Here is a 14,776-nt window from a genome sequence, read left to right as displayed (position 1 = left end):
CCTCAGGCGGTCGGGACAAAGACGATGATCGAGAATCTTGGGGCTCAGCTTGGGGTGGTGCTGCCGGAGCTGGTGCTGGCCTTGGGGGCGATGGCGCTGTTGATGCTGGGCGCATTCCGTGGGCAGGGGACGACGGCGATCGTCACCGGGCTGGCGGCGTGCCTGCTGGTCGTCGTCGGTCTGTTGGAGCTGCGCCAGCCGACCGGCCAGGCTTTCGGCGGCAGCTTCATTGTCGATGATTACGCCCGCTTTTTGAAGATCCTGGCGCTGATCGGCTCGCTCGCGACCCTGATCATGTCGGCGGAGTTCCTGTCTTCGCCCGACCGGCGGATCTTCGAATACGCTATTCTGGTCCTGCTCTCGACGCTTGGCATGATGGTGCTGATCTCGGCCGGCGACCTGATCTTGCTCTATCTCGGCCTCGAACTGATGTCGCTCGCGCTCTATGTCGTAGCGGCGAGCCATCGCGATAACGTCAAGTCGACCGAAGCCGGCCTGAAATATTTCGTTCTCGGTGCGCTGTCGTCGGGCATGCTGCTCTATGGCGCCTCGCTGATCTATGGCTTCACCGGCACGGTCGCCTTCGCCGGCATTGCGACGGCGACCAAGGCTGGCAGCGTCGGCGTGATCTTCGGCCTCGTGTTCCTGTTCGCCGGCCTCTGCTTTAAGATATCGGCGGTGCCGTTCCACATGTGGACGCCTGACGTCTATGAGGGCGCGCCGACGCCGGTGACCGCGTTCTTCGCCTCCGCGCCGAAGGTCGCCGCGCTTGCGGTGTTCACGCGCGTCGCGCTGACCGCGTTCCCCGGCATCACCTTCCAGTGGCAGCAGATCGTGGTGTTCGTGTCGATCGCCTCGATGGCGCTGGGTTCGTTCGCTGCGATCGGCCAGACCAACATCAAGCGCCTGATGGCCTATTCCTCGATCGGTCATATGGGCTTTGCGCTGGTCGGGCTCGCAGCCGGCACGGTCGAGGGCGCGCAGGGCGTGCTGATGTACATCGCGATCTATGTGGCGATGACGCTGGGCTCGTTCGCCGTGATCATAGCGATCAAGCGCAACGGCCAGCCGTTCGAGAAGATCAGCGATTTCGCCGGCCTGTCGCGCACCAACCCGCTGCTCGCCTTCTTCTTCGCGATGCTGCTGTTCTCGCTCGCCGGCGTTCCGCCGCTCGCCGGCTTCTTCGCCAAGTGGTACGTGTTCGTTGCCGCGATCAAGGCCGGGCTGTTCGCGCTGTCGGTGATCGGCGTGCTGACCAGCGTGGTCGGCGCCTATTATTATCTGCTGATCGTCAAGACGATGTATTTCGACGAGCCGCTGCCGGCGCTCGATCCCGTCAGGGTCGAGCTGCGCACCGTGCTCGCGGTGTCCGGCCTCTTCAACATCCTGTTCTTCGCCTATCCCGGCCCGCTGGTGAGCGCGGCCGCGGCTGCGGCGAAGTCGCTGTTCTAGATGACGTTTGCTCTCGGATCGCGCGCAGCACAGGCAGGTTACGGGCTCGTCGTATTCGAGCAGGTCGGCTCGACCAACGCGGAGGCACTCGCGTACGCCCGTCGAGGCGAGCGCCGACCGTGCTGGTTCGTCACATCCGAACAGACCGCCGGCCGCGGCCGCCGCAGCCGGCCATGGGTCGCACCTAAAGGCAATCTCGCCTCGAGCGTGATCGAGGTGATGGATGCGGCGCCGGCGGTCGCGGCGACGCTCGGTTTTGCCGCAGGGCTCGCGATCGAACATGCGCTCCGCCGGGTGAGCCTGGAGGCGGTACTTCGGTCTGGCGGCGGCCAGTTCAACTTCGCCTTGAAATGGCCCAATGACGTGCTGGCCAACGGCCAGAAGCTGTGCGGGATCCTGTTGGAGGCCGAGCAGGTGCCAGCCGGCCTTGCAGTCGTCGTGGGCATCGGCACCAATGTGATTGCGGCTCCCACGGGAACGCCGACCCCTGCAACCTCGCTCAGAGCGATGGGGATCGAGATCGCTGCGGAAGACCTGTTCACAGCGTTGTCGGATGGCTGGGTCGAATTCCGCGGCATCTGGAACAATGGCCGTGGTTTTGCCGAGATCCGCAAGCTCTGGCTCGAGCGGGCTGCCGGCCTCGGCCAAGCGGTCGCCATCAGGTCCGGACATGCTATGATCGAGGGAACTTTTGATACCATCGACGAGCAGGGGTGCATGGTAGTCCGGACCACGGAAGGGCAATTGGTGCCGATCACGGCGGGTGACGTTCATTTCGGCGCGACCGCCTCGGCGGGGGCGGTGTAGATGGCGCGCCCCGATGAACTGACCTTTGCGCCGCTCGGCGGCGTCGGCGAGATCGGCATGAACCTGTCGATCTATGGGCTCGGCAACCGGCACCAGCGCTCCTGGCTCGCGGTCGATCTCGGCGTCTCCTTCGGAGACGAGGAGCATCTGCCGGGCATCGATCTGATTATGCCGGATATCAGCTTCCTGGAGAAGGAACGCCACAATCTGGTCGGCCTGGTGCTGACCCATGCCCACGAAGACCACTTCGGGGCCATCATCGATCTGTGGCCGCGGCTCAAATGCCCGATCTACGCCACCAAGTTCAGCGCTGCACTGTTCGAAGCCAAATGCGAAGCCGAGCGCAACCCGCCGAAAATCCCGGTCACGGTGATCCCATCGGGCGGCCGCGTCGATATCGGACCGTTCAACGTCGAATTCATCCCGGTGGCGCATTCGATTCCGGAATCGCATGCGCTGGCCATCCACACCGAGGTCGGCACGGTCCTGCATACCGGCGACTGGAAGATCGACACCACCCCGATCCTCGGTGCGCCGACCGATGAGCGCCGCCTGCGTGAGCTCGGCGATGCCGGCCTGCTGGCGCTGATCGGCGATTCCACCAACGCAGTGCGCGAGGGGCGCTCGCCCTCCGAAGCCGAGGTCGCCAAGACCATCGCCGAACTGGTCAAGGGCGCGAGGGGCCGTGTCGCGGTGACAACCTTTGCCTCCAACGTCGCGCGCATTCGCGCAGTCGCGGACGCCGCGCGCGAGGCCGATCGCGAGGTGGTCGTCGTTGGCCGCGCGATGGACCGCGTGGTGCAGGTGGCGCGCGAGACCGGCTATCTCGACGGCGTGCAGAATTTTCGCGGCATGGACCTTTACGGCCATTTCCCGCCGGACAAGGTGCTGGCGCTGTGTACCGGCAGCCAGGGCGAGCAGCGCGCCGCGCTCGCGCGCATCGCCAATGATGACCATCCGCTGGTGACGTTGAACCGCGGTGACACCGTGATCTTTTCCTCCCGCACCATTCCGGGCAACGAAAAGGCGGTCGGCGCGATCATCAACGGGCTGGTCGACCAGGGCGTCGAGATCATCACCGACCGCACCCATCTCGTCCATGTCTCCGGCCACCCACGCCGCGACGAGCTGCGCGACATGATCGCGTGGACCCGGCCGCAGCTGTTGATTCCGGTCCATGGCGAGGCGCTGCACCTGCATGAGCATGCCAGGCTGGCGCGGGCCTGCGGCGTGCCGAAGGTGATCACCTGCCGCAATGGCGACCTCGTCAAGCTTGGGCCCGGCGAGCCCGGCATCATCGACGAGCTGCCTACGGGCCGCTTCTACAAGGACGGCACCATCATCGAGGAGGCCAAGTCGCGCGCGGTGGTGGAGCGGCGCAAGCTGGCCTTTGCGGGCTGTGTCTTCGTCGCGCTCGCGATGACCGAAAAAGGCGAGCTCGCCGACGATCCGGACGTCGAGATGGTCGGCATCCCCGAAAAGAATGCGGCCGGCGAGGAGATCGACGACATCGTGTTCGACACGGTGATGTCGACGTTCGAAAGCCTGCCGCGCGCGCGCCGGCGCGATCCGGATGCCGCAGCGGAGTCGGTGCGGCGCGCGGTGCGCGCTGTCGTTAACGAGCATTGGGGCAAGAAGCCGATTTGCATCGTGCACGTGTTGGAAGTGTAGCGCGGCCCGACGCGGTCGCGGCGGAAGCGACAAGACGCCGAATTAGATAAGTCGCGGCGATAGACGAGACGCCGTAATAGATAAGATCTGGAGGACGCAATGCTTGGCCGGCTCAATCACGTCGCCATCGCCGTCAAGGATGCCGAGAAGGCGGCCAAGATCTACGGTGCCGCCTTCGGTGCCGAGATCTCCTCCCCGGTGGCGCTGCCCGACCACGGCGTCATCACCGTGTTCGTCACCTTGCCGAACACCAAGATCGAGTTCATCCAGCCGATCGGCGACGCCTCGCCGATCGCCAAATTCCTCGAGCGCAATGCCGACGGCGGCATCCATCACGTCTGCTATGAAGTGCCCGACATCATCGCCTCTCGCGACACCCTGATCAAGGAAGGCGCGCGCGTGCTTGGCGATGGCCAGCCCAAGATCGGCGCGCACGGCAAGCCGGTGCTGTTCCTGCATCCGAAGGATTTTTCGGGCGCGCTGGTCGAGATCGAGCAGGCGTAAGGGCGGGCAGGCGATGGCCTATATAATCTCGACCTGGCTTGCGATCTATTTCGTGTTGTGGTGGGTCACGCTGTTCGTGACGCTCCCGTTCGGCGTGCGCAGCCAGCATGAGGACGGTGGCGGCCCGCCCGGCACCGATCCCGGTGCCCCCACCGTGAGCCTGATGGGGCGCCGGCTGCTCTGGAATACGCTGCTGTCGGCGGTGATCTTCGTGGCTGGGCTGGCCGCGTACCACGCCGGCTATTTCAGCATCGAGCGGCTGTCCAAGCTGATGGGCGTGCCGTTCTAGTTTGCGCTGCAGCGCTGACTTTCGAGCCGATGCGCGGACGTGCATCGGCTTTTTTGCTATGAGAGGATCATAAACAAAATCAGCAGGGGAGGTTGCGCATGACCGCGCTCCAGACGCCGCAGCAGGCGTCGTCAGGCTACCGGATCTTGAGGGAAGCCGATCTGCGCGATTATCTCGCCGGCGTACCTGCCGTTGCGGCTCGGCTCGGCGGTTCGCCGCAATCATGGACGATCGACGAGGTCGGCGACGGCAATCTCAACCTGGTCTTCATCGTGCGCGGCGCGACCGGTGGCCTCGCGGTGAAGCAGGCCCTGCCTTACGTGCGGCTGGTCGGCGAGAGCTGGCCGCTGCCGTTGTCGCGCGCCCATTACGAATATCTGGCGCTAACCCATCAGGCGCGCCTCGCGCCGGAGCTGGTGCCTGCGGTGCTGCATCACGACGAGCAGCTTGCGCTGACAGCGATGGATCTGCTCGAGCCGCATATCATCATGCGCAAGGGGCTGGTGGCCGGGACCATCTATCCCGGCTTCGTCGATCACATCACGACCTTCCTGGCGCGCACCCTGTTCTTCTCCTCCGACCTGGCGCTGACGGCCGCCGAGAAGAAGGAGCGGATTGCCGCATTCGCCGGCAATCATGCGCTCTGCAAGATCACCGAGGACCTGATCTTCACCGATCCCTATCGCGTTGCCGAGCAGAACCGTTGGACCACCCCATGGCTGGACCTGACAGCGGCCGACATCCGCGCCGATCTCGATTTGCATGTTGCGATCTCCAGGCTCAAGCTGGAGTTCCTGAGCAGCGCCGAGGCGCTGATCCATGGTGACCTGCATACCGGATCGATCATGGTGACTGCTGACGACACCAAGGTGATCGATCCCGAATTCGCCTTCTACGGTCCGATGGGGTTCGATATCGGCGCTGTCATCGCCAACCTCCTGATGGCCTATCTGGCGTCAGCCGGCCATGAACGGACGCCTGGCGAGCGGCGCGATTTCGAGGCCTGGGTGCTGGCGACCGTCGAGCAGGTGTGGACCGAGTTCGCGCGCAAGTTCGTAGATCTGTGGCGGGAGAACGCGACGGGCGATGCCTATCCGCTCGCGTTGTTCGAGGGGCAGGCGGGCGCGGCGCGGCTCGAGGCGGAGCGCCAAGCCTACATGGCCCGGCTGTTTCAGGATACGATCGGCTTTACGGCCGCGAAGATCATCCGCCGCATCCTCGGGCTCGCCCACAATATCGATTTCGAGCTGATCGAGGATTCCAGAGTGCGGGCGACCTGCGAGGCACGCAGCCTGCGGCTGGCGCGAGCAATGATGGTGGAGACAGAGTCGTTTCGGTCGATCGCCGCAGTCACGGAAGCTGCGCGGCGCTTCCGCGACTGGCAGCCGGAGTTTTGAAGCCGCCGCGACGAGCGTAGGGGCAGAGGCGCGTCCAAGGCTGCTTCTGCGTTCACGCTGGCAGATGCGCCGTGCCCACCGATATGGACTGCGTCGACCATGGTGGGCACGCGCCGCCTGCGGCGGCGCTTTGCTTTCCCTACGGCGGCGTCCTCAATCCGCCGCCTTGGCGCGCAACCGCTGCGCGTAGACATTGATGACCAGCGCGGCGAGCAGGATCAGGCCGCGGATCAGGATCTTCAGGAAGCTGTCGATGTTGACGTGATCGAGGCCGTTGTTGAGGACGCCGAGCACGAACAGGCCGATGATGGTGTTGCCGATGCCGCCGCGGCCGCCGAACAGGCTGGTGCCGCCGACCACGACGGCGGCGATCGAGTCGAGCAGATAGGTATCGAACTCGTTCTGCTGCGCGCTGCCGAAATGCGCCACGCCGAGCATGCCGCCGATTCCCGAACATACGGCCGAGATCACCATGACGCTGCCGAGGATCAGCTTGACGTTCAGTCCGGAATATTCCGCCGCCTCGCGGTTGCCGCCGACCATATAGACGTAGCGGCCGAACCGCGTGTAGGTCAGCACCAGATGACCGGCGAGCAGCATCAGGGCGGCCACGATCACGATCCAGGGCACGCCAGCCACCGAATTCGAGCCGAGCGTCGCAATGAGGTCCGGCACCTTGTAGGCGATTTGGCCGCGCACCAGGAGCGCTGAGATGCCGGCCGCGATCTGCATCATCGCCAAGGTCATGATGAACGAGGGGATGCCGATCACCGTCAGGCCGAAGGCGTTGACCAGGCCGAGCAGCGCGCACAGCGCGAGCGCAAGCAGGATCGCCGCCCATCCCGGCAAGGGCAGATTGGCGATGTTGACGTAGGACTCCTGCATCGTGAAATAGGCGACCGCGATGCCCGTCACATTGGCGATGCTGGCGATCGACAGATCGATCTCGGCGCACAGGATCACGAAGGTCAGCCCGACAGCGATGATCCCGGTGACCGAGACCTGGGTCAGGATGTTGCCGAGATTGTCGATGGTCGCAAATGACGGGCTTGCGACGGCGAAGAAGACGGTGAGGAAGATCAGGGTCAGGAACGGTGCAATGTTGCGCATCTGTGAGCGCAGCAGCGCGACAGTGCCGCCGCCATGGCGCACATGGGTCTCGGACATCGGGACGCCTTCACTCGCCATCGCCGTCTCCTTAAGCCGCTTCGAGCAGGCGGTCCTTGCTGATGGTTTCACCGGCGAATTCGCGCACGACTTCGCCGCGCTTGAGCACGATGATGCGGTCGGCGAGCGACAGCACGGTTTCGGGCTCGGTCGAGAGCACGATCACGGCGATGCCGCGCTCGCGTAGCTGACGGACGATCTGGATCACGTCGCTCTTGGCGCCCACATCCATGCCGCGGGTCGGCTCGCACAGCACGAGCAGCCGGGGCGGATGGCTGAGCCATTTCGCCAGCGCCACCTTTTGCTGGTTGCCGCCGGATAAGAGACCGAGATCGATCTCGACGTCAGCGGGGCGAATCTGCAGCTGCTCGACCTGGCGCTGGGCCAGGATGCGTTCACGCGCGGGCTTCAAGAGCACGGCGCCGATGCGGTCGAGAATGCTGACCGAGACATTCTTGTAGACCGGCTCCTGGTGGAACAGCATGTCGCGGCGGCTCTCGGGCACGAAAGCGATGCCGGCCCGGCGGGCATCGGCGGTGTTGCCGAACGTCTTGCGATGTCCCGCCACGCGCAGTTCGCCGGCGTCGGGCGCGAGCTTGCCGAACAGGATCCGCGCCAGCTCCAATTGTCCGCACCCCATGAAGCCGTACACGCCGAGCACTTCGCCGGCGCGCACCGCGAACGACACGCGGGTCAGGCTGCGCGCCAGAGAGAGGCCATCGGCTTCGACCACGACCGGATTTTCCAGTGCCGGCGCCGGAAGGGTGATGTCGTGTATGTAGGTCTCTTCCAACGCCTCGCGTCCCTTGCCGAGTCCTTTTCCGATCATGGCCTCGATCAGCGCGGCCTTGTCGGTCTCGGCGGCACTCGTCTGCATGACCTTGCGGCCGTTGCGGAACACGGTGACCTCGTCGGAGATCAGGAGAATGTCCTCGATGAAATGCGAAATGAAGATGATGCCCGTGCCCTGGCTGCGGAGCCGGCGCAGGGTCGCAAACAGGCGCTCGACCTCGGGCGGCGACAGCGCCGAGGTCGGCTCGTCCAGGATGATGATGCGCGCCCCGGAGAACAGGACGCGGGCAATCTCGATCAGCTGCTGCAGGCCGATCGGCAGGTCTCCGAGCCGTGCCATCGGGTCGGCATGGATGCCGAGCTTCCTGAGTTGCTCGGCGGCATCGCGTGCCATACGCCGCCATTGCACCAGGCCAAAGCGGTTGGTCGGCTGGGTGCCGAAGAACACGTTCTCCGCGACCGTGAGGTCCGGCGCGACACTGAGCTCCTGATGCACCATGGCGATGCCGGCGGCCCGTGCATCACGCGCGGAGCGGAAGTGCACCTCGTGTCCGTCGAGCAGGAAACGGCCGCAGAACTCCGGGTGTACGCCGGCGATGATCTTCATCAGCGTGCTCTTGCCGGCGCCGTTCTCCCCGACGAGACCGTGGATCTCGCCGGGGAGAAGCGTGAAGTCGACGCCGCGCAGCGCGGTGACGCCGCCGAACGACTTAGTGATGTCCTGCAATTCGAGAAGGGGACGGCGGCTGTCCGACATTGGAGCAGACTCAGATCAGGAAGTGATCCTCCATCCACTGCATGCCCGCGGCATTATTCTTCGTCACGACAGGGCCGTCGGTCACAACGCTTTTTGGAATGCCCTTGCCGCTCTTCTCACCCGCGGTCACGGCGGCGACACCGGCCACGATGGCGCCGCCATGGATGCGGCAGGACGGATTGCGGACGGTGGCGAACATCCGCCCCTCGCTGACGGCCTGGATCGCCGGCGGCATCGCGTCGACCCCGCCGATCAGGATGTTGGTGCGGTTGCGCGCCTTCATGATGTTGTAGGCGGCGAGCGCCATATCGTCATTGTGGAAGAACGCCGCATCGATCTGCGGATATTTGGTGAGATAGGTCTCCCACAACCGTGCGGTCTTTGAGACGTCCCAGTCCGCGGGCTGGGTGTCGAGCACTTCGATGTTCGGATACTGCTTGATCACGGAGTTGAAGCCCTTGGCGCGGCCTTGCGCACCGGTATGGCCGAGCGCGCCCTGGGTCATGATGATCTTGCCCTTGCCGCCCAGCGCATTCACCAGCGCCTGCGTGACGGAGGCGCCCATGAACTCATTGTCGGGCGCAAGGAAGGAGTGCACGTTGATCTGATCGAGCGGCGCGATCAGCGTGTCCATGTCGATCACGGGGATGCCCGCGTCGATCATCTTCTGCACCGGCTGGGTCAAGGTGCCGATGCCAAACGCCTGGATCGCGACGAAGTCCCATTTTTGCGATGCCATGTTGTCGATGGCCGCGCGCTGTTTCACCGCATCGAGCTGACCATCGAACCAGGTGACTTCGACGTTGAACAGCTTGCCCCACCATTCCGCGGCCTGCTTGCCTTGCGCGCACCAGGTGGCCTGCAGGCCGGCATTGGAGAAGGCCGCTTTCAGCGGCTTCTCCGAACGTCCCATTTCCGCGGCCATGGCCGGGTCGATGCCGAAGCCGGCGAGCAACGCCGCCGCCGAGCCCGCAGCGGCTGCCGTCTGCAGGAGATCGCGTCTGGTCGTGGAGGATTTTGTAGTCCCGGACATCACTCACTCCCTGTCCCATTGTTTGCTCGGCAGCGTCATTGATCGCGCTGCCAGGATGGGGAGTGTTTCACAACCGAGAGCATCCCGCTACAGCCGGATGTTGTGCGGTGCATTCGTGAGTTCGCCGCAATGCACGTACGGCAATGCCGGCCGTGTCGAGGCGGTGTTCAATCAGCATGGTCGTCAAAAGCGAGATCGCGTTGAGACCCTCATCTCGATCATGCATCTCTATTCATGGCGCCAGAGCTGCCCGATGAGATCAAGATCAAGGATATGATCGAGATCAATGTTTCCTGGATGGACGGTGAGAGAATGATCGTAGTGGTGAAGGGCTAATCAGCGGCCTTGGCACCGACCTGAGAATGCAAGAGCGGGAACGAGAGGATAGCTCGTTCAGACTGCGTTCATGCCGTGTGGCTTACGTCTGCTCAAAAAAATGAGCAGGGCACGGGCCCTGCTCGGAATTGTGTCGACCCTTTCGTATCCCGCAAACTCAGATTTGATCTTATTGGCGGGTTGACGCAGCTTGTTGCGCGCCAGGGCTCCTCCCGAGACTTGGACCACCAGACTTCCGTAACCGTCAGCCTGAGCCCAAATTCGTAGACGATCTTTGAGCCTTTGTCACCCTTTTCGGCAACGATTGTTCAAATTTCACGCACTTGGCGAAACGATTGAGAACTTCTGCATCTTCCTGCAGATGCAAGCATAAATTTCAATTGGTGGTATTTAGATGCCAGATTTGTGCTGGGCCGGATGGTGCATTCCCGGCCGGTCGAGACCGGGCGGGCCGTTTCGTCGCCAATGAAATGTGCGCTGTCGCGGCGCTGTGACCTCGACTTCCGGCCGCTGCTGCGGGATAGTCCCGGCGTTGATTTGGTGGGCTTTGATGCGGCAGCGGCTGCAGGCGTATGTTCCGATTCTGCTGATCGCATTGACGGTGCAGATCCTGGCACCCATTGGTGCGAGCTGGGCGGCCGCCATTGCCGCATCGGACCCGTTGCGTTCGGTCGAGATCTGCCACAGCGCCCCGGCGGGCTTCCCCTCCCAACAAGATGATTCGACCGGCCAGGGCGTTCACGACGCCTGTACACTCTGCTGCGTGGGGCAGGCCGCTGCGGCGCTCGATACGCCGCAGCCCATGCTGCTCGATCTGCCGTGTCGTCCAGCCGCGAGCGTGACGTGGCACCGGCCTGCGCTCGTCCTGGCCGTGCTGCGCGCAGGCTCGAACACGCAGGCCCGCGCGCCGCCGTCAGCAATCTGATTGCACCGGCGCAAGACGCCTTTGCAAATCTCCTGATCGAATTGCCGGATGGCCGACCGCTGCCGCCGCTTCATCTCGCGAACACGCCAGACCTGTTGCTGGCGCAACCATCATTGAAAGGAATCACTTATGACCGTTTTCAAGCAGGCGCTGCTTGCCGTCGTTGTCGCCATCAGTAGTGCATCGGGTTGCTTCGCCGCCGAGGTGAAGGCCGGCGATCTCGTGATCAGCCAGGCGTGGAGCCGGGCGACACCCGGCGGCGCCAAGATCGGCGGCGGCTATCTCACCATCGAGAACAAGGGCAGCGCGCCCGATCGGCTGGTCGCAGTCTCGGGCGATATCGCCGGCAAGATCGAAGTCCACGAGATGGCCGTCACCAACGGCGTCATGACGATGCGACCGCTGGATCAGGGGCTCACGATCGAGCCCGGCAAGACGGTAATGCTGGCGCCCGGAGGCTATCACCTCATGCTGATGGAGCTCAAAAAGCCGCTGAAGCAGGGCGACACGGTGCCGCTCACGCTGCAATTCGAGAAGGCCGGCAAGGTCGCGGTCACGCTCGATGTTCAGGGTGTGGGAGCGAAGGGCCCGGGCGGCGAGGGCGGCAGCATGATGAAGAAAATGCCGGACCATTCGGGAATGAAAATGTAGCTCGTCCGTTCTCTCCTCGAGAACCGAGGGCTCCATGAAACTCAACGTCGCCGCGCGTACTGCCGATGCTGCCCATGGCAGTCGTCGTCGCGTGGGCGGCGTTGCCACGATGCGCCGATATGCCGAGCGCCTGCTGCCGGTTGCGTTGCTTGCGCTCCTGCTGCAACTGCTCGCGCCCGTCGGGGCATCCTGGATGGCGGCAGCCGCCGCTGCTGATCCACTCGTCGGCGTGGAAATCTGCCATTCCGACGCTGGTCCTGTCGCGCCCGGTCAGGGTAGCGACCGTGATGCCTGCGGCATCAGTTGTTTGTTGTGTTGCGTGCTGCACGCCGGCAGCGCCATCGACATGCCGGGCACGGCTGCTGTCGCTGCACCGTGGCGGCAGACGATCCCTGTCTTATGGCATGACGCCGATCTCGGTCTCGTCCTTGGCAAGCCCGGCTCGGGTGCCCAGGCACGCGGGCCTCCAATCCCCTTCCTGATTTGATCGTTGTCGGCGGCGCAGGCTCGGCCCGCGCTGTCACTCTCATCAATCGTTGAACAGGAAGACCGGCCGTCGTGCCGGCATCGGGGAAGGTTCTATTATGTTTCGTCGTCATGCGCTCGGTGGCGCGAGCGTCATTGCCATGGAGCTCGTGCTCCTGCCGTCGGCCGCGGTGTTCGCTCAGGACAATAGGGAGCTGCCGGCGGTCACCGTCGATGCGCCGCGCGCGGCATCGCAGCGTGCCGCGCGCAAGCCGGCGCAACCGCGGCTGCAAGCAAGCGCCGGCCGCCGACCGGCACAGCCGGCCGTTGCCGCCTCCAATGCTGGGGCTTCGAGCCGTGGCGAGCCGGAAACGGCGAGTGCCGCGCGTGCCAGGCTCGATCAGGCTCCCTCCGGCCAGACCGCGACCACGATCGACCGCAGCCGTTTCGAGGACAGGCCGGTGTTCTCGGTGAACGATATCCTGCGCGACAGCCCCGGCGTCTCGTTGAAGCAGGGCAATGGCCCGCGCGACTTCGGCATCTCGATCCGCGGCTCCAATGCGCGCAACGGATTTGCCATCCGCAACATCGTCGTGTTCGACGACGGCTTTCCTGTCACCCAGCCCGACGGCCTGTCGCGGACCGACCTGATCGACCCGCACGCTTATGGCGCGATCGACGTGATCAGGGGGCCGTCCTCGGCGCTGTACGGCAACTATGCCACCGGGGGCGCGATCAATTTCCGCACCCGGCCGGGCGGCAGCATCGACGGTGTCGAGATCGGTAGCGAGGGCGGCAGCTTCGGCTATCTCACCAATTACCTCACAGCCGGCAAGAAGGTCGGCAATTTCGAGGCCTCGCTGTTCGCCAGCGACGCCCGGGGCGACGGATTTCTCGGCAACAGCTGGTTCAATACGCAGACGGTCAATTTCCTCGGGACCTACAAGGCGACGCCGGACGACCGCTTCACCGTGAAGATCATCAACAATGATCTGGTCTCACGGTTGCCGCTCCGCGTGTCACTAAATCAATATTATCAGAATCCCTATCAGCAGGGCTGTACGACCGGAACGTCGCTCGCAGCCGGCTGCGGCACCGTCAAGCTGTTCAACAACGGATTCAACGCATCCGCCGGCACCGACACGGAGACCGCGCTGCAAGCGGGGCTTGGCCGCAACGATCGCCGCACCATCGTCGGGGGGCGCTGGGAGCACGATTTCGACAACAACATGACCTGGCGCAACCAGTTCGTATTCGACGATCGCAATATCAGCCAGCCGACCGGGTCGGTCAGTTCGATCGGCGATTATCCATCCTACAACTACATGAGTGACATCACCAAGCGCGGCGAGATATTCGGCCTGGAGTCGACGGCGTTGTTCGGCGCCTTCTACAATACGCTGACGTCATCCGGCGACACCCGCAACGTGATGCCAGGCGGCAACGCCACGCTCGGAAGCCTGTCGAGCAACCTGTTCAGCGTGACCACGAATTACGGCCTGCGCGCCCGCGAGGAGCTCAAGCTGACGGAGGCGCTGACCGCCGTTGCTGGTGTCGGCTGGGAAACCACGCATCTGCGCGGGATCAACACGGCCTACACCTACACCGGGCTGGCCGGGGTTACCACGACCGCGCTCACGTCGGCCGACCGCGAATTCCAGAACACCGCACCCGAGCTGGCGCTGCTCTACAAGGTGAACAGCGATTGGCTGTTGCATGCCCGCGTCGCCACCGGCTACGGCACGCCGCAGGTCTCCAACCTGTTCGTCCTGCCGACCGGCTTGTCGGGCAACAACACTCAGCTGCAGAGCCAGACCAACCTCGGCTACGACCTCGGAGTCGACTGGACTCCGAACCGCACGCTGACCCTGAGTGCCACCGGCTTCTACGAGTTCTTCCGCAATGAGCTGCTCACCCAGGCAACCCCGATCGCCGGCGTGACCTATTGGTTCAATGCTCCTCGCTCCGAGCATCGTGGTGTTGAATTGGCGGCGGATTGGAATTTCCTGCCCGGCTGGCGCTTCACGGCCGCCTACACCTATCTGGATGAGGTCTATACGGAATACACTGAGAGCCTTGGCAGCGGTGCGACGCTGTCCAACTTCAACCGCGCCGGCAACAAGATTCCCGGCATCTCGCCGAACGAGCTGACCGCACGTGCAGGTTATGATCAGGAGGGCGGTCCATTCGCCGGCCTCGGCGGCTTTGTCGAGGTTCAGTGGAAGGACGCCTTCTACATGGATAACGCGAATTTGCTGAAGGCACCGGGTTACGAACTGGTCAATCTCAATGTTCACTACAAAACCGAGCTCGCGTCCGACACGTTCAGGTCGCTCAACCTGTTTTTCGAGGTCAGGAATTTGTTCGACCGCACCTACGTCGCTTCAGCGAACAACATCCCGGACTCCGTCGCCAAGGCCGGCGTGCAGAACTCAGCAAGCGTTCTCGCCAACACGACGGGCTCGATCTACGCGGGCTCGCCGCGTGCCTTCGTGGCTGGCATGAAGGTGGCATTCAGATGAGGACGCTT

13 protein-coding genes are annotated in these 14,776 nt (G+C 63.9%); 10 read left to right on the top strand and 3 right to left on the bottom strand.

Going from position 1 to position 14,776, the window contains the following annotated elements; genetic code table 11:
• Window positions 1–24: 24 nt before the first annotated feature.
• From nuoN to mtnK, 6 genes are all read left to right on the top strand, one after another.
• Window positions 25–1,452 (top strand): NADH-quinone oxidoreductase subunit NuoN, encoded by a 1,428-nt coding sequence (nuoN, locus tag QX034_RS32235; protein ID WP_315703467.1) that lies wholly within the window; start codon window positions 25–27, stop codon window positions 1,450–1,452.
• Complete coding sequence (locus tag QX034_RS32230) at window positions 1,453–2,259, top strand: biotin--[acetyl-CoA-carboxylase] ligase (protein ID WP_315703468.1); 807 nt, start codon at window positions 1,453–1,455, stop codon at window positions 2,257–2,259.
• The gene (locus tag QX034_RS32225; RefSeq protein WP_315703469.1) at window positions 2,260–3,930 is read left to right on the top strand and encodes a ribonuclease J; all 1,671 of its coding nucleotides are present in this window, start codon (window positions 2,260–2,262) and stop codon (window positions 3,928–3,930) included.
• A 99-nt stretch (window positions 3,931–4,029) separates the two neighbouring features.
• A complete protein-coding gene (gene mce, locus QX034_RS32220; RefSeq protein WP_315703470.1) occupies window positions 4,030–4,434 on the top strand; it encodes a methylmalonyl-CoA epimerase in 405 nt (134 codons plus the stop codon).
• A gap of 13 nt (window positions 4,435–4,447) precedes the next feature.
• Complete coding sequence (locus QX034_RS32215) at window positions 4,448–4,723, top strand: DUF1467 family protein (RefSeq protein ID WP_315703471.1); 276 nt, start codon at window positions 4,448–4,450, stop codon at window positions 4,721–4,723.
• A 98-nt stretch (window positions 4,724–4,821) separates the two neighbouring features.
• A complete protein-coding gene (mtnK, locus tag QX034_RS32210; protein WP_315703472.1) occupies window positions 4,822–6,120 on the top strand; it encodes an S-methyl-5-thioribose kinase in 1,299 nt (432 codons plus the stop codon).
• A 153-nt stretch (window positions 6,121–6,273) separates the two neighbouring features.
• Here mtnK and QX034_RS32205 read toward each other — a convergent pair whose 3' ends face one another.
• The 3 genes from QX034_RS32205 to QX034_RS32195 are packed head-to-tail and all read right to left on the bottom strand — an operon-like array spanning window position 6,274 to window position 9,869.
• Complete coding sequence (locus QX034_RS32205; protein ID WP_409977508.1) at window positions 6,274–7,308, bottom strand: ABC transporter permease; 1,035 nt, start codon at window positions 7,306–7,308, stop codon at window positions 6,274–6,276.
• A gap of 10 nt (window positions 7,309–7,318) precedes the next feature.
• Window positions 7,319–8,836, bottom strand: a complete 1,518-nt coding sequence (locus QX034_RS32200; RefSeq protein ID WP_315703473.1) for a sugar ABC transporter ATP-binding protein — start codon at window positions 8,834–8,836, stop codon at window positions 7,319–7,321.
• 10 nt (window positions 8,837–8,846) lie between these two features.
• Entirely contained in the window at window positions 8,847–9,869 is a 1,023-nt protein-coding gene (locus QX034_RS32195) for a sugar ABC transporter substrate-binding protein (protein WP_315703474.1), read from the bottom strand.
• An 886-nt stretch (window positions 9,870–10,755) separates the two neighbouring features.
• Here QX034_RS32195 and QX034_RS32190 point away from each other — a divergent pair.
• From QX034_RS32190 to QX034_RS32175, 4 genes are all read left to right on the top strand, one after another.
• Entirely contained in the window at window positions 10,756–11,130 is a 375-nt protein-coding gene (locus QX034_RS32190) for a DUF2946 family protein (protein ID WP_315703475.1), read from the top strand.
• 129 nt (window positions 11,131–11,259) lie between these two features.
• The gene (locus QX034_RS32185) at window positions 11,260–11,781 is read left to right on the top strand and encodes a copper chaperone PCu(A)C (protein ID WP_315703476.1); all 522 of its coding nucleotides are present in this window, start codon (window positions 11,260–11,262) and stop codon (window positions 11,779–11,781) included.
• Window positions 11,782–11,815: 34 nt separating this feature from the next.
• Window positions 11,816–12,268, top strand: a complete 453-nt coding sequence (locus tag QX034_RS32180) for a DUF2946 family protein (protein WP_315703477.1) — start codon at window positions 11,816–11,818, stop codon at window positions 12,266–12,268.
• A gap of 97 nt (window positions 12,269–12,365) precedes the next feature.
• Window positions 12,366–14,768, top strand: coding sequence for a TonB-dependent receptor (locus QX034_RS32175; protein WP_316184948.1), 2,403 nt, complete (start codon window positions 12,366–12,368; stop codon window positions 14,766–14,768).
• Window positions 14,769–14,776 lie beyond the last annotated feature (8 nt).

The organism is Bradyrhizobium sp. SZCCHNR3119 (assembly GCF_032487775.1).
GTDB lineage: Bacteria > Pseudomonadota > Alphaproteobacteria > Rhizobiales > Xanthobacteraceae > Bradyrhizobium.
Note: the sequence above shows the minus strand (reverse complement) of the source record. Positions and strands in the feature narration are given on the sequence as shown.

Bases quoted from the DNA above. Each gene is read 5' to 3' on its own strand.
- nuoN (WP_315703467.1), top strand. From the start codon at position 25: ATGATCGAGAATCTTGGGGCTCAGCTTGGGGTGGTGCTGCCGGAGCTG.
- QX034_RS32230 (WP_315703468.1), top strand. From the start codon at position 1,453: ATGACGTTTGCTCTCGGATCGCGCGCAGCACAGGCAGGTTACGGGCTC.
- QX034_RS32225 (WP_315703469.1), top strand. From the start codon at position 2,260: ATGGCGCGCCCCGATGAACTGACCTTTGCGCCGCTCGGCGGCGTCGGC.
- mce (WP_315703470.1), top strand. From the start codon at position 4,030: ATGCTTGGCCGGCTCAATCACGTCGCCATCGCCGTCAAGGATGCCGAG.
- QX034_RS32215 (WP_315703471.1), top strand. From the start codon at position 4,448: ATGGCCTATATAATCTCGACCTGGCTTGCGATCTATTTCGTGTTGTGG.
- mtnK (WP_315703472.1), top strand. From the start codon at position 4,822: ATGACCGCGCTCCAGACGCCGCAGCAGGCGTCGTCAGGCTACCGGATC.
- QX034_RS32205 (WP_409977508.1), bottom strand. From the start codon at position 7,308: ATGGCGAGTGAAGGCGTCCCGATGTCCGAGACCCATGTGCGCCATGGC.
- QX034_RS32200 (WP_315703473.1), bottom strand. From the start codon at position 8,836: ATGTCGGACAGCCGCCGTCCCCTTCTCGAATTGCAGGACATCACTAAG.
- QX034_RS32195 (WP_315703474.1), bottom strand. From the start codon at position 9,869: ATGTCCGGGACTACAAAATCCTCCACGACCAGACGCGATCTCCTGCAG.
- QX034_RS32190 (WP_315703475.1), top strand. From the start codon at position 10,756: ATGCGGCAGCGGCTGCAGGCGTATGTTCCGATTCTGCTGATCGCATTG.
- QX034_RS32185 (WP_315703476.1), top strand. From the start codon at position 11,260: ATGACCGTTTTCAAGCAGGCGCTGCTTGCCGTCGTTGTCGCCATCAGT.
- QX034_RS32180 (WP_315703477.1), top strand. From the start codon at position 11,816: ATGAAACTCAACGTCGCCGCGCGTACTGCCGATGCTGCCCATGGCAGT.
- QX034_RS32175 (WP_316184948.1), top strand. From the start codon at position 12,366: ATGTTTCGTCGTCATGCGCTCGGTGGCGCGAGCGTCATTGCCATGGAG.